The sequence below is a fragment of the Streptomyces sp. NPDC058632 genome, assembly GCF_042717095.1.
In the GTDB taxonomy this organism is placed as follows: Bacteria; Actinomycetota; Actinomycetes; order Streptomycetales; family Streptomycetaceae; genus Streptomyces.
In genome coordinates this window covers 26,728-46,973 of sequence record NZ_JBHXQZ010000064.1, presented here as the reverse complement: position 1 = coordinate 46,973, position 20,246 = coordinate 26,728, and the positions used below count along the sequence as shown (strand labels likewise).

At 73.2% G+C, this 20,246-nt stretch carries 19 protein-coding genes; 13 read left to right on the top strand and 6 right to left on the bottom strand.

The window, feature by feature from the left end; translation table 11 throughout:
* Window positions 1-84 precede the first annotated feature (84 nt).
* Complete coding sequence (locus tag ACFWVE_RS23490; RefSeq protein WP_384017210.1) at window positions 85-1,521, bottom strand: MFS transporter; 1,437 nt, start codon at window positions 1,519-1,521, stop codon at window positions 85-87.
* A 183-nt stretch (window positions 1,522-1,704) separates the two neighbouring features.
* On the opposite strand from ACFWVE_RS23490, the gene ACFWVE_RS23485 reads away from it, so the two are divergent.
* The 5 genes from ACFWVE_RS23485 (at window position 1,705) to ACFWVE_RS23465 (ending at window position 6,553) form a co-directional block, all read left to right on the top strand.
* Entirely contained in the window at window positions 1,705-3,213 is a 1,509-nt protein-coding gene (locus tag ACFWVE_RS23485) for an MFS transporter (RefSeq protein ID WP_384017207.1), read from the top strand.
* A gap of 159 nt (window positions 3,214-3,372) precedes the next feature.
* Window positions 3,373-4,047: a class I SAM-dependent methyltransferase gene (locus ACFWVE_RS23480; RefSeq protein ID WP_384017204.1), complete on the top strand. Its 675-nt coding sequence runs from the start codon at window positions 3,373-3,375 to the stop codon at window positions 4,045-4,047.
* 89 nt (window positions 4,048-4,136) lie between these two features.
* Window positions 4,137-5,147 (top strand): N-acetylmuramoyl-L-alanine amidase, encoded by a 1,011-nt coding sequence (locus tag ACFWVE_RS23475; protein WP_384017201.1) that lies wholly within the window; start codon window positions 4,137-4,139, stop codon window positions 5,145-5,147.
* 157 nt (window positions 5,148-5,304) lie between these two features.
* On the top strand, window positions 5,305-6,126 hold the full coding sequence (locus tag ACFWVE_RS23470; protein WP_384017198.1) for a DUF5336 domain-containing protein: 822 nt from the start codon (window positions 5,305-5,307) through the stop codon (window positions 6,124-6,126).
* Between the two features lie 133 nt (window positions 6,127-6,259).
* Entirely contained in the window at window positions 6,260-6,553 is a 294-nt protein-coding gene (locus ACFWVE_RS23465; protein ID WP_384017195.1) for a hypothetical protein, read from the top strand.
* A gap of 246 nt (window positions 6,554-6,799) precedes the next feature.
* Here the strand turns inward: ACFWVE_RS23465 and ACFWVE_RS23460 are convergent, their stop codons facing one another.
* The 3 genes from ACFWVE_RS23460 to ACFWVE_RS23450 are packed head-to-tail and all read right to left on the bottom strand — an operon-like array spanning window position 6,800 to window position 10,079.
* Window positions 6,800-7,876, bottom strand: coding sequence for a prenyltransferase (locus tag ACFWVE_RS23460; RefSeq protein ID WP_384017192.1), 1,077 nt, complete (start codon window positions 7,874-7,876; stop codon window positions 6,800-6,802).
* Window positions 7,873-8,664, bottom strand: coding sequence for a methyltransferase domain-containing protein (locus ACFWVE_RS23455; protein ID WP_384017189.1), 792 nt, complete (start codon window positions 8,662-8,664; stop codon window positions 7,873-7,875). Before ACFWVE_RS23455 ends, ACFWVE_RS23460 begins: the two co-directional genes overlap by 4 nt.
* Window positions 8,658-10,079 carry a glycosyltransferase family 4 protein gene (locus ACFWVE_RS23450; protein WP_384017186.1) on the bottom strand — a complete coding sequence of 474 codons (1,422 nt, stop codon included), beginning with the start codon at window positions 10,077-10,079 and terminating at the stop codon, window positions 8,658-8,660. The genes ACFWVE_RS23455 and ACFWVE_RS23450 overlap by 7 nt, the downstream gene beginning before the upstream one ends.
* 207 nt (window positions 10,080-10,286) lie before the next feature.
* Between ACFWVE_RS23450 and ACFWVE_RS23445 the strand changes: the two genes are divergently transcribed.
* The 8 genes from ACFWVE_RS23445 to ACFWVE_RS23410 all read left to right on the top strand — a co-directional run bounded on the left by ACFWVE_RS23445 (window position 10,287) and on the right by ACFWVE_RS23410 (window position 19,572).
* The gene (locus tag ACFWVE_RS23445) at window positions 10,287-10,949 is read left to right on the top strand and encodes a TetR family transcriptional regulator (RefSeq protein ID WP_384017184.1); all 663 of its coding nucleotides are present in this window, start codon (window positions 10,287-10,289) and stop codon (window positions 10,947-10,949) included.
* 281 nt (window positions 10,950-11,230) lie between these two features.
* A complete protein-coding gene (locus ACFWVE_RS23440; RefSeq protein ID WP_384017181.1) occupies window positions 11,231-12,607 on the top strand; it encodes an endo-1,4-beta-xylanase in 1,377 nt (458 codons plus the stop codon).
* Window positions 12,608-13,035: 428 nt separating this feature from the next.
* A complete protein-coding gene (locus tag ACFWVE_RS23435) occupies window positions 13,036-14,307 on the top strand; it encodes a prenyltransferase/squalene oxidase repeat-containing protein (protein WP_384017180.1) in 1,272 nt (423 codons plus the stop codon).
* Complete coding sequence (locus ACFWVE_RS23430) at window positions 14,304-15,017, top strand: SCO2322 family protein (RefSeq protein ID WP_384017177.1); 714 nt, start codon at window positions 14,304-14,306, stop codon at window positions 15,015-15,017. The genes ACFWVE_RS23435 and ACFWVE_RS23430 overlap by 4 nt, the downstream gene beginning before the upstream one ends.
* A gap of 61 nt (window positions 15,018-15,078) precedes the next feature.
* Window positions 15,079-16,215, top strand: coding sequence for a CbiQ family ECF transporter T component (locus tag ACFWVE_RS23425; RefSeq protein ID WP_384017213.1), 1,137 nt, complete (start codon window positions 15,079-15,081; stop codon window positions 16,213-16,215).
* Entirely contained in the window at window positions 16,212-17,945 is a 1,734-nt protein-coding gene (locus ACFWVE_RS23420) for an ABC transporter ATP-binding protein (protein ID WP_384017174.1), read from the top strand. Before ACFWVE_RS23425 ends, ACFWVE_RS23420 begins: the two co-directional genes overlap by 4 nt.
* Complete coding sequence (locus ACFWVE_RS23415) at window positions 17,942-18,799, top strand: ECF transporter S component (protein WP_384017171.1); 858 nt, start codon at window positions 17,942-17,944, stop codon at window positions 18,797-18,799. The genes ACFWVE_RS23420 and ACFWVE_RS23415 overlap by 4 nt, the downstream gene beginning before the upstream one ends.
* A gap of 356 nt (window positions 18,800-19,155) precedes the next feature.
* Window positions 19,156-19,572, top strand: a complete 417-nt coding sequence (locus ACFWVE_RS23410; protein WP_384017169.1) for a transglycosylase SLT domain-containing protein — start codon at window positions 19,156-19,158, stop codon at window positions 19,570-19,572.
* 140 nt (window positions 19,573-19,712) lie between these two features.
* Here ACFWVE_RS23410 and ACFWVE_RS23405 read toward each other — a convergent pair whose 3' ends face one another.
* Window positions 19,713-19,880, bottom strand: a complete 168-nt coding sequence (locus ACFWVE_RS23405) for a hypothetical protein (RefSeq protein ID WP_384017166.1) — start codon at window positions 19,878-19,880, stop codon at window positions 19,713-19,715.
* 234 nt (window positions 19,881-20,114) lie between these two features.
* Complete coding sequence (locus ACFWVE_RS23400; protein WP_384017163.1) at window positions 20,115-20,240, bottom strand: hypothetical protein; 126 nt, start codon at window positions 20,238-20,240, stop codon at window positions 20,115-20,117.
* Between the last annotated feature and the right edge of the window lie 6 nt (window positions 20,241-20,246).

Genomic DNA, 20,246 nt, shown 5'->3' with positions numbered 1-20,246 from the left:
GCCCCGCTCGTCGCACGACGAGCGGGGCCGCTCAGCTGTCCGTGCCTCACACGCGTCCGGGCCCCGGCACCTCCGCCGGCGAACTCAGTGGGCCGCCGCGGCCTTCCGGGGCAGCCACAGCCACATCAGGACCAGGCCGGCCGCCAGGATCACCGTTCCGGTACGGAAGGCGAGGGCGTAGCCCTCGGTCAGGGCCTCCGGGGTGGTGCTGCCTCCCGTACGGGCCGCCGCGATCGTCGAGAGGACGGCGAGGCCGAGCGAACCGCCCATCGTGCGCGAGGTGTTGATCAGGCCGGAGACCAGGCCGGCCTCCTCCGGCGCGGTGCCGGAGGTCGCGAGCGCGGCGAGCGGGGTCCCGGCGAGGCCCGCGCCCAGCATCATCAGGATGCCGGGGAACAGGATCGCCGTCGGATACGCGCCGTCGGCCGTCATCGTCGACTGCCAGGCGAAGCCGGACAGCGCGACGAGCGTGCCGAGCACGGCCACGGTCCGTGCCCCGGCGGCACGCATCAGCCGCGGCGCGATCTTGGAACCGACGACCACGGCGAGCGAGCTGGGCACCAGGGCGAAGCCGGCCTGGAGCGGGGTGTAGCCGAGGACGTTCTGGGCGTAGAGGGTCATGAAGAACCACATGCAGAACATGGCGGCGCCGCTCAGGAACATCGCCACGTTCGCCGACGACACCGACCGCACCCGGAACAGTCCGAGCGGCATCAGCGGGGCCTTGGCCCGTGCCTCGACGAGGAGGAACAGGGCGATGAGGGCGAGTCCGGCGCCGAGCGGCACCAGGGTGGGCGGCGCCGTCCATCCCTCGGCCTCGGTCTGGGAGATGCCGAAGGCCAGGGTGGCGAGGCCGGCCGTCACGAGCAGCGCGCCGGGCAGGTCGAGCCGCCGTCCGTCGCCGGCCCGGCCCTCCGCCAGCCACCAGGCGGCGCCGGCCAGCACCAGCACCCCGATCGGCACGTTGATCAGCAGTACCCACCGCCACGACAGGGTCTCCACAAGGAGCCCGCCGACGAAACCGCCGGCCGCGCCGCCGCCCGCGCCGACGGCGGTCCAGGTCGCGATGGCGCGGGCCCGCGCGGGGCCCTCCGGAACCGCCGAGGTGACGAGGGTGAGGGTGGACGGCGCCAGGACCGCGGCCCCGAGCCCCTGCACGGCCCGCGCCAGCAGCAGCTGCCAGTCGTCCTGGGCCAGCCCGCCCGCCAGGCTGGCCAGCGTGAACAGGCCGAGGCCGACGAGGAACATCCGTTTGCGCCCGTAGAGGTCACCGGCGCGTCCGCCGAGCAGCATGAACCCGGCGAAGGCGATCGAGTACGCGTTCACCACCCACTGCAGTCCCTGCTCGCTGAGCCCGAGGCCGGTCCGCATCGACGGCAGCGCGACATTGACCACGGAGATGTCGAGCACGACGAGGAACTGCCCGACGCACGCGAGCACCACCGCCAGCCACGGGGGCGGCGTACGGCGGCGGGGTGCGCGGGCGGTGGCGGCGTCCGGGACTCTGAGCATGGGTGTCATGGTCTCAACCGTCCGGCACCCCTTGCACCGGGATTTCGCCGGGCGAGCCCAAGGATTGGTCAAGAAATCATTAGTATGCCAAAGCATCGGAATAGTTGCCCCGGCACACAGGTTCCGTACCCACGTATCCGGCACGTCGTGTCCCGTGCCGACCTCACCTTCCCGGCCTGGAGGCCCCTTTACATGACGCAGTCGACGAACGGCCGTCCCGCGGGCGGAGCGGGCGGGGTGGGCGGGGCGGGGAGGGCCGTGGTCCCGGTGCTCGCCTTCGCGGGCATCGTCGTCGCGGTGATGCAGACCCTGCTCGTCCCGGTGATCAAGGATCTGCCGCGCCTGCTGGACACCACGCCCGGCGACGCCACGTGGGTCCTGACCTCGACGCTGCTCTCCGGTGCCGTCGCCACCCCCATCATGGGCCGCCTGGGCGACCTCTACGGCAAGCGGCGCATGCTGGTCGTCAGCCTCTCGGTCATGGTGGCCGGCGCGCTCGTCAGCGCGCTCACCAGCGACCTGCTGCTGATGATCGCGGGCCGTACGCTCCAGGGCGTCGCGATGGGCGCGATCCCGCTCGGCATCGGGCTGATGCGCGACATGCTGCCCCCGGAGCGGCTGGGTTCCGCGATGGCGCTGATGAGTTCCTCGATAGGCGTCGGCGGCGGTCTCGCGCTGCCCGCCGCCGCGCTGGTGGCCCAGAACTCCGACTGGCACGCCCTCTACTTCGGCGCGGCCGCCCTCGGCGTCCTCGCCATCGCGCTCACCCTGACCCTCGTACCGGAGTCCCCGGCCCGCGCGCCCGGCACCTTCGACCTGCCGGGCGCGCTGGGCCTGTCCGCCGGTCTCGTCCTCTTCCTCCTGCCCCTCACCAAGGGCAGCGACTGGGGCTGGACCTCCGGGACCACGCTCGGCCTGTTCGGGGCGGCGGTCGTGGTGCTCCTGCTCTGGGGCCTGATGGAACTGCGGGTGTCCGCACCCCTGGTGGACCTGCGCACCAGCGCCCGCCGCGAGGTCCTCCTCACCAACCTCGCGTCGATCATGATCGGCGTCTCCTTCTTCGTCATCTCCCTGGTACTGCCCCAGCTGCTCCAGCTCCCCTCCTCCACCGGGTACGGCCTCGGCCAGTCGATGGTGGTGGCGGGTCTGTGCGTGGCGCCGCTGGGTGTGACGATGATGTTCACGGCCCCCGTCTACGCCCGCCTGTCCGCCCGCTACGGGCCCAAGGTCACCCTCGTCCTGGGCCTGCTGATCATCGGGGCCGGTTACGGCGGCGGCCTGGGCCTGCTGCACGCGGTCTGGGGGCCCGTCGTCATCTCCGTCGTCATCGGCGCGGGCATCGGGCTCGCCTACTCCTCCCTGCCCGCGCTGATCGTCGGCGCGGTCCCGGCCTCGGAGACGGGCGCGGCCAACGGCCTCAACACCCTGATGCGCTCGATCGGTACGTCGGTGTCGAGCGCGGTCGTCGGGATGGTGCTGGCCAGTACGGCGAACACGGTGGGCGGGACGGAGGTCCCGAGCATGCACGGCTTCCGCCTCTCCTTCCTGATCGCGACGGCGGCGGTGACCGTGGGCCTGGTGCTGGCCCTGTTCATCCCCGGCCGGCGCCCGTCGAACACCCTGCGGCTGCGCGCGAGCAGCGAGGAGGACGCCCACCTGGAGCGCGCGGGGCAGGCCCTGCGCGGACCGGTCTCGGCCTGACCGCCGGGCCGGTGCCGCTCCTCCCCGGCACTCCTCGCCGGTACCCCTGCCGAACCGCACGGCAGGCGGTACGGCAGCATGGGCACCCTGGGCATGCGCTCAGGACATGCGCCCCGGGCCATGCATCCAGGACACACGACCGAGAGGACGCCGGAACCGATGCCGACCCCGACGCCGACGCCGGACTCCCCGGCACCCGAGCCCGAGGTCCTGGCCGCGTTCGAGGCGGCGAAGGGCTTCATGCCCGTCGGCGAGGGCCTGGCCCTGTACGCGGCGGCGGCCGAGGCGGGACGGCTGGGTCTTCCGCTGTTGGAGGTCGGCACCTACTGCGGCCGCTCCACGGTCCTGCTCGCCGGTGCCGCCCGCCAGGCCGGGGTCACCGCGCTCACGGTGGACCACCACCGGGGCAGCGAGGAGCAGCAGCCGGGCTGGGAGTACCACGACCCGGAGACGGTCGACCCCGAGCTGGGCGTGATGGACACCCTCCCCGCCTTCCGCCGCACGCTCCACCGGGCGGGCCTGGAGGACCACGTGGTCGCCCTGGTCGGCCGCTCCCCCAAGGCCGCGGCCCTGTGGAACTCCCCCCTCGCCCTGGTCTTCATCGACGGCGGCCACACGGACGAGCACGCCGCGGCCGACTACGAGGGCTGGGCCCCGCACGTCGCCGAGGGCGGTCTCCTCGTCATCCACGACGTCTTCCCCGACCCGGCCGACGAGTTCACCGGCCAGGCCCCGTACCGCGTCTACCTCCGCGCCCTGGCCTCCGGCGCCTTCACGGAACTCCCGGCGACGGACTCGCTGCGCGTCCTGCGCCGCACGGGAGACGGGATCTGAGACGGGTGCCGCCCGGCCGTCGACACCGCGGGCGGTGAACGCCGCCCGATCGGGACGAGGGCGGTACGGGTGGCCGTTAGGGTGGCTGCGTGTCGTACACAGGGCCCGACTTCGATCCGCCGCGGTCCCGCCGCTTCCGGCGTGGACCGCTGACCGTGGCGCTCGCCGCGCTCGTACCGGGCGCGCTGCTCGGCTGGGCCGTCTACGCGACCGTGGGCGGGTCGGGCGACGACGGGGGCGAGGCGAGTACGTCGGCCGGGGCGTCCGCCTCGGCGTCCTCCGGCGCACCCTCCTCCGCCGGCGCCTCGCCGTCGGGTGGGCCGGGCGGGAACGGCGACCCGGACGGCAAGAGGCCGAGCGCCTCCCCCGACTCCGGTTCCCCCTCCACCTCCTCCTCCCCGTCCGCGTCCGCGCCGGCCGGGACCGGGGCGCTCAAGGGGAAGGTCGTGGTCATCGACCCCGGGCACAACCCGGGCAATTTCCAGCACACCGCCGAGATCAACCGCCAGGTGGACATCGGGACCCACTCCAAGGAGTGCGACACCACCGGTACGTCCACCAACGACGGTTTCACCGAGGCGAAGTTCACCCTGGACGTCGCCCACCGGATGCGCGCGCTCCTCGAGGAGCAGGGCGCCACGGTGAGGCTGACGCAGGACGACGACCGGCCGTTCGGGCCGTGCATCGACGAGCGGGCACGGATCGGCAACGAGGCGCAGGCGGATGCCGTCGTGTCGATCCACGCGGACGGTTCGGGCGCCGGGAACCGCGGTTTCCACGTGATCCTGCCCGGCTCCGTGAACTCCGGCGCCGCCGACACCCGGGCCATCGTCGGACCGTCCCGCGACCTCGGCGAGCACATCGCGGGCAACTTCGTACGCGTCACCGGCAACGGGCCGTCCAACTACGTGGGCGGCGGTACCGGTCTCGTCACGCGTAAGGACCTGGGCGGTCTCAATCTGTCAACAGTTCCCAAGGTGTTCGTCGAGTGCGGCAACATGCGCGATAGCAAGGACGCGGCACTTCTGACCAGCGGTGCCTGGCGGCAGAAAGCGGCGCAGGGAATCTCCGAGGGAATCGTGAGTTTCCTGCGTGGGTAGGGATCGACGCCCTGATCCGGGCGGACAGCCCGATCGTGCGGACGATAGTGTCGTCCTCACGATGAGGGGTCACCCCCGCGCTTCACACCGGGCCCCGAGGGCGACGTGGTGACAGCGACGCCTCTGCCGACGACGAGACGACCGAGAAGGACCTGAAGTGAATATCCGCTCCCTCACTCGAGGCGACGGCGTGGTGATCGGAGCAGCGGTATTGCTGTTCATCGCGTCGTTCCTCGACCTCTACTCGATCGACGGTGCTCCCGACGACGTCATCCCCAGCCTGTGGGGAAGCGGCCCGGTCGTGCTCGGTGTCGTACTGGCGGGCATCATCGGCGCGGCGCTCGTCGTCGCGTCCCGTGCCCTGCCGCAGCCGCCGAAGGTCGCGGGGCTGGACCTCGGCCAGTTCGGGGTCGCGTTCACCGTCTTCGCGGCCTGGAGCGCGCTCGGCAACATCTTCGATCCGGCCGGTGGCGCGAACAACGTCACCAGCGGTTCGTCCTCCGACGGGCCCGACTCCGGTATCGGCCTCATCCTGGCCCTCGTCGCGACGCTGGTCATGGCCGCCGCCGCGGTGGCCACCCCGCTGGTTCCGGCCCTCAAGGGCGCGCTCGTGCCGGCGGCCCGGCCCGCCGCCCCGCAGCCCTACGGCGCCCAGCCGCCCGGCGGTTACGGCTACCCGGGTGCGCAGCAGGCCGGCTTCGGCGGTCAGCCGCAGCCGGGCCAGCCCGGTCAGTCGTTCGCCGGCCAGCAGCCCGGTCAGCCGGCCGCGCCGCCCGCCGGTGACTTCTCGCCGTTCTGGTTCGCGGTGCCGGTGCCCCGGCCGCTGTTCCCGGAGGACGGTTCGCCGACGCCGATCGCCGAACTGGCCCCCGGTACCTGGTACCTGGCCGTCGAGCAGCGCGGCCCGGCCCTCGTCGCCCAGACGCAGGACGGCCGTCGCGGTGTCCTCCAGGACACCTCGGGCATCCAGCGCGGCTGACCCGCCGCTCCGCCTCCGCCCCACGCGCGGCCCCTCGCCCTTCCGGGCGGGGGGCCGTCGTCGTGCGGTCGGCGCCCGGGCGGTCGTACGGTTGTGCGGGTTTCAATCGCGGTTTCGGGGCCAGAAGGACACCATGTCCCCACGAAATCGCAGTGGCTCCAACTCCGCCGGAACGGTCGTCGCGGTGATCGCGGACATCATGGCCGTGATTCTCGGACTCTGGATTCTGATGTACCTGTTGGACGCCAACCGGGCCAACGATCTGGTCCAGTTCGTCCATGACGCGGCCAACTGGCTGGCCGGCTGGTCACGTGATCTGTTCACGTTCGACGAGGAGTGGGCCCGTGTCGTCGCCGGCTACGGCCTGGCCGCCGTGGTCTACCTCTTCATCGGCCACGCCATCGCCAACCGCCTCCACCGCCGCTGACCGGCCTCCCCTCCCGGGTCCAACGGTCACGTGATCCGGGGGCCCGGGGGCGTGCCCCCGGAGAACACAGCACGTTCGACGAGGAGTGGGCCCGTGCCGTCGCCGGTCACGGCCTGGCCGCCGTGGCCCACCCCTTCATCGGCCACGCCATCGCCAACCGCCTCCACCGCCGCTGACCGCGAGAGCCTCCGCTCTCCCTCCCCCATCCGCAGCACCGGGCCGGCCCGTCCCCGGCAGCCGTACCGCTCAGTCCAGGGCGCAGCAGTCGGGGACGAGGCCTCGGGGGAGGCGGTCGCCGCCGAAGACCGCGCAGGTGGCCTCGTGGCCGCCGAGCGCGGCGACGGCCAGCAGCAGTGAGCCGGCCGTCCAGGCGGTCAGCTCGACCGGCCAGACCGCCTCGTCGTCGAAGACGTACCCCGTCCAGTACAGGCCGGTCTCCGGATCGCGCAGGTGCTGGATGGACTGGAGCACCTCCAGCGCGCGGTCGGACTCGCCCATCACCCAGAGGGCCAGGGCCAGTTCGGCCGACTCACCGCCGGTCACCCACGGGTTGGGAACCACGCAGCGCACCCCGAGCCCGGGGACGACGAAACGGTCCCAGCCCTCCTCGATCCGCTCCTTGGCCTCGGCGTCGGTGAGGGCGCCGCCCAGCACGGGGTAGTACCAGTCCATCGAGTAGCGGTCCTTGTCGAGGAACCGCTCCGGGTGGTGCCGGATCGCGTGCCGGAGCGCGCCGGCCGCCAGCTCCCAGTCCGGCTGCGGTTCTTCCCGCTGCTCGGCGATGGCCAGCGCGCAGCGCAGCGCGTGGTGGACGGAGGAGCACCCGGTCAGCAGCGCGTCCGCGGTGGGCGTTCCGTCGTCGTCGCGCCGCCAGCCGATCTGTCCGCCGGGCCGCTGGAGCCGCAGCACCCACTCCACGGCCGCGTACACGGTGGGCCACAGGCGGTCCAGGAAGGTGTCGTCGCCGGTGGAGAGGTAGTGGTGCCAGACTCCGACGGCGACGTAGGCGACGAAGTTGGTCTCGCGCCCCCGGTCGGTGACGTCGTCCGGGTCGCCGTCGGCGTACGCCGCGTACCAGGATCCGTCCGCCAACTGGTGCCTGGCCAGCCACAGATAGGCCTGCTCGGCGGCCTCGTGGGCGCCCGCCGCGTCCAGGGCCATCGCGGCCTCGACGTGGTCCCACGGGTCGAGGTGGTGACCCCTGAACCACGGGATGGCCCCGTCCTCACGCTGCACGGCGAGGATGCCGGCGACGGTCTCGACGGCCTGCTCGGCGGTGAGGACCCCGGGCAGGACGAGGTGTTCTGTCCGGGAGGCCGTCACGGGGTGGCCGTCCCGGCGCCGGCGGCCGTCGTGGCGGTGGCGGCGGTGGCCGCCGTCGTGACGTCGGCGCGCGGCAGGTGCGGCTTGGTCGCGTACGCCACGAAGCTCTTGCCCATCAACGGGTTCAGGGTCCGCTCCGCGAGGCGGGTCGCCAGCGGCTTCTTCATGATGTCCCAGACCAGCAGCTTGTGGTACGCGCGCACCGGCAGCGCCTTGTCGTTGTCCACGCCGAAGGCGCACTTCAGCCACCAGTACGGCGAGTGCAGCGCGTGCGCGTGGTGGGTGCCGTAGGGGCGCAGGCCGGCCTCGCGCATCCTGGCCAGCAGCTGGTCGGCCTTGTAGATGCGGATGTGGCCGCCCTCGACCTCGTGGTAGGCGTCGGACAGGGTCCAGCACACCTTCTCGGGCCCGTAGCGCGGCACGGTGACCGCGATGCGGCCGCCGGGCCTGAGCACGCGGACCATCTCGGCGAGGACGCCCTTGTCGTCGGGGATGTGCTCCATGACCTCGGAGATGATCACGACGTCGAAGGACTCGTCGGGGAAGGGCAGGGCGAGGGCGTCGCCCTGCATCGCCGTGGCGGTGGCCCCGGCGGGCGCCTCCCCGGCCTCCTTCATCGCGGCGAACCACGTGGCGACCTCGCGGATCTCCTCGCCGTTCCGGTCCAGCGCCACGACCTGCGCCCCGCGCCGGTAGCACTCGAACGCGTGCCGGCCGGCACCGCATCCGAGGTCCAGGACACGGTCGCCCGGGGCGAGCGGGAACCGGGAGAAGTCGACGGTCAGCACGTGGCCCTGCTTTCACGGTCGGAGGTGACGGATTCTTCTGCGACGGGCGTCCGAGCGGCCCCGGGCGCCGGGCCGGTGGCGGGACCGGCGACGACAGGACCGGCCCCTGCGGTCCCGGCGCGGGCCATCGCCTCGCGGTAGCGGGCCACCGTGCCTTCGGCCGCGCGGGCCCAGGTGAAGTGCCGCAGCACCCGTTCCCGTCCGGCCGCGCCGAGGCGGGCGCGCAGTTCCGGGTCGCCGAGCAGCCGGTTCAGTCCGACGGCCAGCGCCTGTGCGTCGCCGGGCGGGACGGCCAGGCAGGTCTCGCCGTCGCGGCCGGCGACCTCCGGGATCGCACCGCCGGTCGTGGCGAGCAGCGGGGTGCCGGTGGCCATGGCCTCGGCGGCCGGCAGCGAGAAGCCCTCGTACAGTGACGGTACGCAGGCGACCTGGGCGGAGCGCACGAGGTCGACCAGTTCCGCGTCCGAGATGCCCTTGACGAACTCGACGGCGTCGCCGAGCCCGTGCCGCTCCATGGCCTGCGCGACGGGCCCCTTGGCGGGGCGCTTGCCGACGACGACCAGGTGCGCCCCGGGCTGTTCGGCCCGGACCTTCGCCAGCGCCTCGACGAGGAAGACCAGGCCCTTGAGCGGCACGTCCGCGCTGGACGTCGTCACGATCCGGCCCGGCACGACGGGCACCGACACGTCCGGTGAGAACAGGTCGGTGTCGGCGCCGATGTGGACGACGTGGATGCGGTCCTGCCGTACGCCCAGATGGTCGACGATCTCGTCACGGGAGGTGCCGGAGACGGTGAGCACGGAGGGCAGGCGGCGGGCGACCCGCTTCTGCATCGTGGTGAACGCGTACCAGCGGCGCACCGACGCACGCCGGCGCCTGCTCCCCGCCGCGTCCAGTTCCAGCTGCCGGTCGACGGTGATGGGGTGGTGGATCGTGGTCACCAGGGGCGCGCCGACGTCGCCGAGCAGGCCGTAGCCGAGCGTCTGGTTGTCGTGGACGACGTCGAAGTCGCCGCGCCGGGCCCGCAGGTGGCGGCGGGCACGCAGCGAGAAGGTCAGCGGTTCGGGGAAACCGCCGGTCCACATCGTGGAGACCTCGAGCGCGTCGATCCAGTCGCGGTACTCGCCGCGGCCCGGGGTGCGGAAGGGGTCCGGCTGGCGGTAGAGGTCGAGGCTGGGCAGCTCGGTCAGGCTCAGCCCGTCATAGCCCTCGTCGAGGACGGGGTAGGGCTGGGCGCCGATGACCTCGACCCGGTGTCCGAGGCGGGCGAGCTCACGGGAGAGGTGACGGACGTAGACGCCCTGTCCGCCGCAGAACGGGTTCCCCTTGTAGGTGAGGAGCGCGATGCGGAGCGGTCGCAAGCCGTCGGAGGCCGAGCCCTGCGAGAGCCCGGTCTGACTGGCCTCAGCGGTCACTCTGGGCCCCCTTCTCCCTGCATGGTCCCGCGACTGTACGCCGGGACGCTAACCTAGAACAAGTTATAGAGTTGATCGTTCCAAGGCTTCGAATCTACCGGCAGGTAAGGACGCGGCGAGCAGTGGATCAGGTGATTCACGCCACGGCGGGATGCGTGCCATGCTGTCCGATCACCAACCCTCACCGACGGTCACGGAACGGGGCCCATGCCCGCGGAAGCCCTCAGGGACAAGGCGAACAAGGCGGCGAAGATGGAAGCCGGCACCACCCGAACCTCCCCTGCCTCACCCCTGACCGAGCAGCAGGAGGCACGCAGGCGCCGCATCCTGCGCGCGAGCGCCCAGCTGGCCGGCCGGGGTGGTTTCGACGCGGTGCAGATGCGCGAGGTCGCGGAGTCCTCGCAGGTGGCACTGGGCACGCTGTACCGGTACTTCCCGTCCAAGATCCACCTGCTGGTGGCCACGATGCAGGACCAGCTGGAGCACATGCACGGCACCCTGCGGAAGAGGCCGCCGGCGGGCGAGACGGCCGCCGAACGGGTGGCCGAGACCCTGATGCGGGCCTTCCGCGCGCTCCAGCGCGAGCCGCAGCTGGCCGACGCGATGGTGCGCGCCCTGACGTTCGCGGACCGCAGCGTGAGCCCGGAGGTCGACCAGGTCTCCCGCCAGACGACGGCGATCATCCTGGACTCCATGGGCCTCGAGGACCCCACGCCGGAGCAGCTCTCGGCGGTCCGCGTCATCGAGCACACCTGGCACTCGGCGCTCATCACCTGGCTGTCGGGGCGGGCCTCCATCGCCCAGGTCAAGATCGACATAGAGACGGTGTGCCGCCTGATCGACCTGACGGCAGCGAAGGATTCCGACTGAGAGCGTCGAAACTTTCGACGCCGGATCGACGCGCCACTCCTCACTCCACACCTGTCACCCTTCAGCCATACGCACTCCAGTTGCGCACGGACGGTTGACCTCCCCTCCGTTCGTTCATATTGTCTGCGCTGCCATTCGGAATTCATTCCGAAACATTCGAACGTCCGATGCGGACTTCGGACCTCTGGGCACGCAGGGCAAGCACGGCAGCAGACGAACCCCGCACACCCGCACATCCGCACCACTTACGGCACCCCCACCGGGGAAGGGATGACATGCGCATGATCAAAATTGGAGTCCGAAAGACGAGAGCCGGGGCGGCCAGGGGCCCCCTGACCGTCGCCGCGACCGCGCTGCTCACCGTGACCGCGCTCGTGGCGCTCCCCCAGAGCACCGCGCACGCCGCCGACACCCTGGGCGCGGCGGCGGCCGAGAAGGGCCGCTACTTCGGTGCCGCGGTCGCCGCGAACCACCTGGGCGAGGCGCAGTACGTCAACACGCTCAACACCGAGTTCAACTCGGTGACGCCCGAGAACGAGATGAAGTGGGACGCCCTCGAGCCCAACCGCGGCTCGTTCAGCTTCGGCAACGCCGACCGCATCGTGAACCACGCCCAGAGCCGGGGCATGGCGGTCCGCGGGCACACCCTGGTGTGGCACTCCCAGCTGCCCGGCTGGGTCTCCGGCCTCGGCACCTCCGACCTGCGCTCGGCGATGAACAACCACATCAACCAGGTCATGGCGCACTACCGGGGCGAGATCCACTCCTGGGACGTGGTCAACGAGGCGTTCCAGGACGGAAACAGCGGCGCCCGGCGCAGCTCGCCCTTCCAGGACCGGCTCGGCAACGGCTTCATCGAGGAGGCCTTCCGCACGGCCCGCGCGGCCGACCCGAACGCCAAGCTCTGCTACAACGACTACAACACCGACAGCATCAACGCGAAGAGCAACGCGGTCTACAACATGGTCCGCGACTTCAAGTCCCGTGGCGTGCCCATCGACTGCGTGGGCTTCCAGTCCCACTTCAACAGCGCCTCCCCGGTCCCCTCCGACTACCGGGCCAACCTCCAGCGCTTCGCCGACCTGGGCGTGGACGTGCAGATCACCGAGCTGGACATCGAGGGCTCGGGCACGACCCAGGCCACCCACTACGGCAATGTCGTCACGGCCTGCCTCGCGGTGTCGCGGTGCACCGGCATCACGGTGTGGGGCATCCCGGACAAGTACTCGTGGCGGTCGGGCGGAACACCCCTGCTGTTCGACGACAACTACAACAAGAAGCCCGCCTACCACGCGGTGCTGAACGCACTCGGCGGCTCCGACGGCGGTGGCGGCGACCCCGGCAACCCGGGCGCGGGCTGCACCGCCGTCTACAGCAGGGCGGAGGTGTGGGGCGACCGCTTCAACGGCAGGGTGACCATCACCGCGGGCAGTTCGGCGATCAGCAACTGGTCGGTGAACGTCACGGTGACGTCCCCGCAGAAGGTCACGACCACCTGGAACGGCTCACCCAGCTGGGACGGCAGCGGCAACGTGATGACGATGCGGCCCAACGGCAACGGCTCACTGGCGGCCGGCGCGTCGACCAGCTTCGGGTTCACCGTCATGACGAACGGCAACACGACACCACCGCGCGTCGGCGCCTGCACCGCGTCCTGACCGCCCCGTTCCGGCACCACAGGCAGACCCGCCGGCCCGCCCCGAAACCCACGGGGCGGGCCGGCGGCATACACGGCGGTGCGAGCGGTGACGTACGCCGCCGGTGACCCCGGCCACCCTCTTCGGGCCGCTCCTGACCGCTTTCCTACGGGCGGGTACAGTGGCGACGTCGTGATCACACCCGTACGGGGGGAAGCCGGCGCAATTCCGGCGCCGGCCCTTCCCCAAGTCTCGACTTCGCTCGATTCGGGGAGACCCCTACCGTGAGCCGTCCGTCGAGGCGGCGAGCCGGAACGCCCCGGACGGAACGTGACCGGCTCACGCGTCCGGCGGTCCGCCGGTGCGCGGCACCGTCGAGGTATACGGAGCCGAGCCGCCGGGGTGTCCCGTGCCGCCCGGCTCCCCACAGGGAGAGGCACCCGCCGATCATGAACGTCCGCAGCAGCGCAGCGGCCCTGGCCGCCGTCGCCGTGATCGGCGCCGCCGTACCGGCCTCCGCCGACTCGTCCCCGTCCCCCTCGCCGTCCCAGCAGGCCCTGCCCTCCGCCCTGTACGGGGAGAGCGACCCGCAGTACGACGGCGTGTGGCGCCAGTCGCTGGCCCTGCTCGCCCAGGACACGGTGGGTGTCGAGCCGCCGAAGGCGGCCGTCGACTGGCTGACCGGCCAGCAGTGCGCCGACGGCTCCTTCGCCCCGTTCCGCGCCGACCCCGGCACGGCGTGCGACGCAAAGACCATGGTCGACACCAACCAGACCGCCGCCGCCGTGCAGGCCCTCGCCGCGCTCGGGGGGCACGACGCCGTCACCGGCAAGGCCGTCGACTGGCTGAAGTCCGTGCAGAACGAGGACGGCGGCTGGGGCTACACGCCGGGCGGGGCCAGCGACGCCAACTCCACGTCCGTCGTCGTCGGCGCGTTCGCCGCCGCGGGCGAGAAGCCGGCCGAGGTGGTCAAGGGCGGCAAGTCCCCCTACGACGCCCTGCTGACGCTGGCGATACCGTGCGACGCCAAGGGCGCGGACAAGGGCGACGGCGCGGGTGCCTTCGCCTTCCAGCCGGACAAGAAGGGCGAGCTGATCGCCAACGCCGACGCCACCGCGGCGGGCGTGGCCGGCTCCCTCGGTGCGGGCCTCGTGGTCGAGCCCGACGCGGGCGGGGCGTCGGACGAGGCGGACGACACGGCGTGCGAGAAGGCCGGGACGCCCGGGCAGGCCGCCGCCAACGGCGCCGCCTACCTCACGGACGCGCTCGCCGCGGACGGTCACCTCGTCTCCGCGCTCCCCGGCGCCGAGGACCAGCCCGACTACGGCAACACCGCCGACGCGGTGGTCGCGCTCGCGGCGCAGGGTGCCACCGGGCCGGCCGCGAAGTCCGCGGCCTGGCTGGAGAAGAACGCCGCCGGCTGGGCCGCCGGGAGCGGCCCCGCCGCCTACGCCCAGCTGATCTTCGCCGCCCACGCGACCGGCACCGACCCGCGCGCCTTCGGCGGCACGGACCTGGTGAAGCAGCTGACCGCCACCGGGCCCGCCGCGCAGGCGGCCGGTACCTCCGGCGCACAGGGCGAGAAGGACGCGAAGGACGAGCAGGAGAAGGACGACTCGGGCTCCGGGTCCGGCATCTGGTGGGTCCTCGGGGCCCTCCTGGTCGCCGGTGCCGTCGTGGCCTTCCTGGTGAACGGCCGGAAGAAGAGGCAGCAGCCGTGATCCGCCGGTCCGGCGCGGCCGGCCGGGCCGCCGTCCTGTTCCTGACCGCGCTCCTGCCCCTGTCGGCGGGCGTGGGCCAGGCGCAGGCCGCCGGCTACCGGTACTGGTCGTTCTGGGACCTCGACGGCGAGACCTGGACGTACGCCACCCAGGGCCCGTCCGTCGCCCGCCCCGCAGACGGCGACGTCCAGGGCTTCCGCTTCGCCGTCAGCGAGGAGTCCGGCGACTCGGCGCAGCCCCGGGGCGCCGCCGACTTCGCCGACATCTGCGCGCGGACTCCGGCGCGGGACGGCAGCAAGCGGGTGGCCCTCGTCATCGACTTCGGTACGGCCGACGACGCCCCGTCCGGCGAGACCCCGCCCGCGAACCGCACCGCCTGCGCCCGCGTCGCCCCCGACGCCAGTACCGCCGAGGCCCTGGCCTCCGTCGCCGAGCCCCTGCGCTACGACACCAACGCCCTGCTGTGCGCCATCGTCGGATACCCGCAACGCGGGTGCGGGGAGCAGGTGTCGGGGACGGACGGGTCGGCGCCCGGCAAGGAGACCGGGGACGGGTCCGAGGGCGCGTCCGGGGAGACCGGTTCCCCGGACTCGCCGGACTCCTCCGCGTCCGAGGAGGGCGGTGGTCCGTCCCTCGGCCTCGTCGCCGGAATCGCCGTGGTGGCGCTGCTCGGGGCGGCGGCCTTCTGGCAGGTACGCCGTCGTGGCTGAACCCTCCTGGACCGCCGGGGCTGCCGGAACCTCCCGGCCCGGCCTGCCCGGCCTGCCCGACCTGCCCGGCGGCGGCCGGCCACGGGAGCGCGCCGCCCCCGCCCCCCGCCGCCGGCAGGGCACCCCTTTGCACCCCGGCGCGTGGTGGCTGTGGGCGCTGGCCCTCGGTGTCGCCGCGACCCGCACCACCAACCCGCTGCTGCTCGCCCTCCTGGTCGTGGTCTCCGCGTACGTCGTGGCCGTCCGCCGGCCGAACGCCCCCTGGGCCCGTTCGTACGGCGCGTTCGTCAAGCTGGCGCTGGCCGTGATCGTCATCCGGCTGCTCTTCGCGATCGTCCTCGGCTCCCCCGTTCCCGGTACGCACGTCCTCCTCGATCTGCCCGAAGTCCCGCTCCCCGACTGGGCGCAGGGCATCCGCCTGGGCGGCCGGGTCACGGCCGAGGCCCTCACGTTCGCCCTGTACGACGGGCTGAAGCTGGCCACGCTGCTCATCTGCGTCGGCGCCGCGAACGCCCTCGCGAACCCGTCCCGCCTGCTGAAGTCCCTGCCCGGCGCGCTGTACGAGATGGGCGTGGCCGTGGTCGTGGCGCTGACCTTCGCGCCGAGTCTGATCACGGACGTCCAGCGGCTGCGTGCCGCCCGCCGGCTGCGGGGCCGCCCCGACCGCGGGGTCCGGGGCCTGCTCCAGGTCGGACTCCCGGTGCTGGAGGGCGCGTTGGAGCGTTCGGTCGCGCTCGCCGCCGCGATGGACGCCCGCGGCTACGGTCGTACGGCACAGGTCCCGGCCGGGGTCCGGCGTACGACCGGCGCCCTCACCCTCGGCGGGCTGCTCGGCGTCTGCGCGGGTACGTACGGGCTGCTCACCGCCGAAGGCGCCGCGTACGGCGTCCCCGTGCTGCTCGCCGGTCTGGCCGCCGCGCTCGCGGGGCTGTGGCTGGGCGGCCGGCGTTCCGTGCGCACCCGGTACCGCCCGGACCGCTGGGACGCCCGCGCGTGGCTGGTCGCCGGCTGCGGCACGGCGGTCGCGGCACTGCTGGCCCTCGCCGCCGCACGCGACCCGGCGGCCCTGCACCCCGGCGTGGTGCCGCTGGTCGCGCCCACGCTGCCCCTGTGGCCGGCGGCGGCCGTGCTCATCGGTCTGCTCCCCGCCCTCGTCACCCCCGCCCCCGGGGACACCACCGGCAAGGAGCCGTCGTGATCCGCTTCGAGAACGTCTCCGTGACGTACGACGGCTCCCCCGAACCCTCCGTACGGGGCGTCGACTTCGAGGTCCCGGAGGGCGAACTCGTCCTGCTCGCCGGGCCGTCCGGGGTCGGCAAGTCCACGGTGCTGGGCGCGGTCAGCGGTCTCGTCCCGCACTTCACGGGCGGCACCCTGCGCGGCAGGGTCACGGTGGCCGGCCGCGACACCCGTACCCACAAGCCGCGCGAACTCGCCGACGTGGTGGGGACGGTGGGCCAGGACCCGCTGTCGCACTTCGTGACGGACCTCGTCGAGGACGAACTCGCCTACGGCATGGAGTCGTTGGGCCTGCCCGCGGACGTGATGCGCCGTCGCGTGGAGGAGACGCTGGACCTGCTGGGCCTGGCCGACCTGCGCGACCGCCCCCTCTCCACGCTCTCCGGCGGCCAGCAGCAGCGCGTCGCCATCGGCTCGGTCCTCACCCCGCACCCCCGGGTGCTGGTCCTCGACGAGCCGACGTCCGCGCTGGATCCGGCGGCGGCCGAGGAGGTCCTCGCGGTGCTCCAGCGTCTGGTCCACGATCTCGGCACCACCGTCCTCATGGCCGAGCACCGCCTGGAACGCGTCGTCCAGTACGCCGACCGGGTCGTGCTGCTGCCGGGACCGGGCGAACCCCCGCTGCTCGGAACCCCGGCGGAGGTGATGGCGGTGTCGCCGGTGTTCCCGCCGGTGGTGGCCCTGGGCCGGCTCGCCGGCTGGTCCCCGCTCCCGCTGACCGTACGCGACGCCCGCCGCCGCGCGGCCCCCCTGCGCGAGCGCCTCTCGGAAGCGGAGGCCATGTCCGCGACGGTGACGGCAACGGCACCGGCTCCCGCCCGGAAACCCCCGGCAGCCCTCACCGCCTCCACCGCTCCCTCCCTCACCCGCAGGACCCCCTTCTCCCTGTTCCCCCGCAAGCGGTCGGGTACGGCAGCCACGCCCGCCCCCACCCCCGGCCACGTGGCCGAGGTCCGCGCCCTGGCCGTCCGCCGGGGCGGCGTCCGGGCGCTGCGCCACGTCGATCTGACGGTCGCCCCCGGCGAGACGATCGCGCTCATGGGCCGCAACGGCGCCGGCAAGTCCACGCTGCTCGGCGCGCTGGTCGGGCTCGTGGAACCGTCCGCCGGTGCGGTCCGCACCGGTGACGCCGTGCCGCACCGCACCCGCCCCCGCGACCTGGTCCGCCGGGTGGGGCTCGTCCCGCAGGAGCCGCGGGACCTGCTGTACGCGGACACGGTCGCCGCGGAGTGTGCCGCCGCCGACCGGGACGCGGAGGCGGAGCCGGGCACCTGCCGCGCCCTGCTGTCGGAGCTGCTGCCCGGCATCGCGGACGACAGCCACCCGCGCGACCTGTCCGAGGGCCAGCGCCTGACCCTCGCCCTGGCGGTCGTCCTCGCCGCCCGTCCGCCGCTGCTCCTCCTCGACGAGCCGACCCGCGGCCTGGACTACGCGGCGAAGGCCCGTCTGGTGTCCGTCCTGCGCGGGCTGGCCGCCGAGGGGCACGCGATCGTCCTGGCCACGCACGACGTGGAGCTGGCGGCGGAACTCGCCCACCGGGTCGTTCTCCTCGCCGAGGGCGAGGTCATCGCCGACGGCCCGGCGGCCGAGGTGGTCCTCGCGTCACCGTCCTTCGCCCCGCAGGTGGCGAAGATCCTGGCCCCGCAGCACTGGCTCACGGTCTCCCGGGTCCGGGAGGCCCTGTCATGACACCCGCACCCACCCCGGCCACGGGCACGGCCACCGGTACCCAGCGCCAGGCGCGGGCCGTCCGCCTGGGCCCGCGTTCGCTGATCGCGCTGGCCCTGGTGAGCGCGGTGGGCGTGGCGGCGTTCGGCTGGCCCTTCCTGGCCCCGCCCGCCTCCACGCTCAACGCCCACGCGCAGGACGCGCCGTGGCTGTTCGCGGGGCTGCTCGTGCTGCTGGTCGGGGTGGTGGCGGCGACGATCTCGGAGTCGGGCCTGGGCCCGAAGGCGGTGGCGATGCTGGGCGTCCTGGCGGCGACGGGCGCGGCGTTGCGCCCCATCGGCGCGGGGACCGCGGGCCTGGAACCCATGTTCTTCCTGATGGTCCTCAGTGGCCGGGTCCTCGGGCCGGGTTTCGGCTTCGTGCTCGGCTCGGTGACGATGTTCGCGTCCGCGCTGCTCACGGGCGGGGTGGGCCCGTGGCTCCCGTTCCAGATGCTGGCGATGGGCTGGTTCACGATGGGCGCGGGCCTGCTCCCGGGCCCGGACCGGCTGCGGGGCCGGGCGGAGCTGTGCGTGCTCGCCGCCTACGGCTTCCTGGCGGCCATCGCCTACGGCACGGTGATGAACATGGCGGGCTGGCCCTTCATGGCCGCCCTCGCCTCGAACATCTCCTTCGACCCGGACGCGTCGGTCCCCGCCAACCTGGCCCGTTTCCTGACGTACTGCCTGGCCACGTCGCTGGGCTGGGACCTGGGCCGGGCCCTGCTCACCGTCGTCCTGGCCCTGACCCTGGGCGCCCCGGTCCTCCGCGCCCTGCGCCGCGCCACCCGCAGGGCGGCCTTCGAGACGCCGGTCACGTTCACCGGCCACCCCTGAGTGGCCCCGTGCGCGCCGACAGTGACGCGGCTGACGGTCCGTCGTGAGGCACCCCACATGACCCGGGTCACATACGAAGCGGGGTCGTAGCCCTCACGTCCTCCCCCACCCCTCGCCCGTCGCCCCCGACCTGCGCGGATGGCCGCCGCCCCAGAACCGCATTTCCCCTGAATGCGACCAGGGCTAGTAAAAGGGACCTTTGCGGACAAACGCCGGAAGCTGTTTCTGTGGAGCAGTCGCCGGGCGCCGACGTGCCCCCACGGGCCGCGGCGCCACCGTGTGCCCCGCCCCACGCACCCCAGGTGTTCGGGCACCGGGCCCACGACGACCGCCCTGTACCCGAAGAAAGGCTCCACGTGTCCGCCGCTTCCATCCTCCGCACCGTCGCCACCCCGAAGAAGGCCGTCGCCGGTGCCGCCCTCGCCGCCGCCGCCTGCGGCACGCTGATCGCCGCCGCCCCCGCGCAGGCAGCCACCACGGCCACGGGCTCGGCCCAGGCGACCGCACAGTCGATGATCGGCGACTCCGCGCAGTACCAGTGCTTCTCGAACATCGTCCAGCACGAGAGCGGCTGGAACCCGACCGCCACCAACGCCTCCAGCGGCGCCTACGGCCTGGTCCAGGCCCTGCCCGCCTCGAAGATGGCGTCGGCCGGCTCGGACTGGAAGACCAATCCCGCCACCCAGATCTCGTGGGGCCTCGGCTACATGAACGAGCGCTACGGCAGCCCGTGCGCCGCCTGGGACTTCTGGCAGGCCAACAACTGGTACTGACCGGCCCGGGCACCACCCCGGTACCACCCGCGTCACCCAGCAGCACCCCGCAGACCGGAAGCGGCGGCCCCCAGATCCCCGGGGCCGCCGCTTTCGCCGTTCACGGCGGAGCTCACCGTCGATTCCTCGCCGCCGAGCCCTCACCGTTCGAGATCGGGCACCGGTACCCCACACCCTTTGTGCGCCTTCGCGTCGACGGTGGCGGTGAGCGCGTCGGCCCCCCACTCGGGCAGATGCCGTGCCGTGTGGATCGCCGCTCCCCCTTCCGGCGGCACTCCGTCCCGCTCCAGCCGGCCGACCGTCGGCACCGCCGGACGGTCCGGATCGACCGTATGGACGACCTCCAACCGCCCCACGTGCTCGGCGGTCCCCAGGCGCTCGCGGCCGGCCTCCGGACTCGCGGCCGGCCTCCAGAACCGACAACGCGGGCACCCACAGGCGTGTGCCGGTCTCGAAGTGAGCGCGGTGGACGAGCGCGGACACCTGCCGGTTGCCCGACAACGCCAGGAGAGTCGGTGTGCCGAGGACAAGACGGTGCAGGATCACCCGGAGGCCTCACCCTGCCGGCGGGCGAACGCCTCCCGGAGCCTGCGCCCCGTCGCCGCGCTCTCGTCGTCCGTCGCCTCGACACCGAAGTGCTCGGCAGGATACGCCCGCGTATACAGCACCGTGTC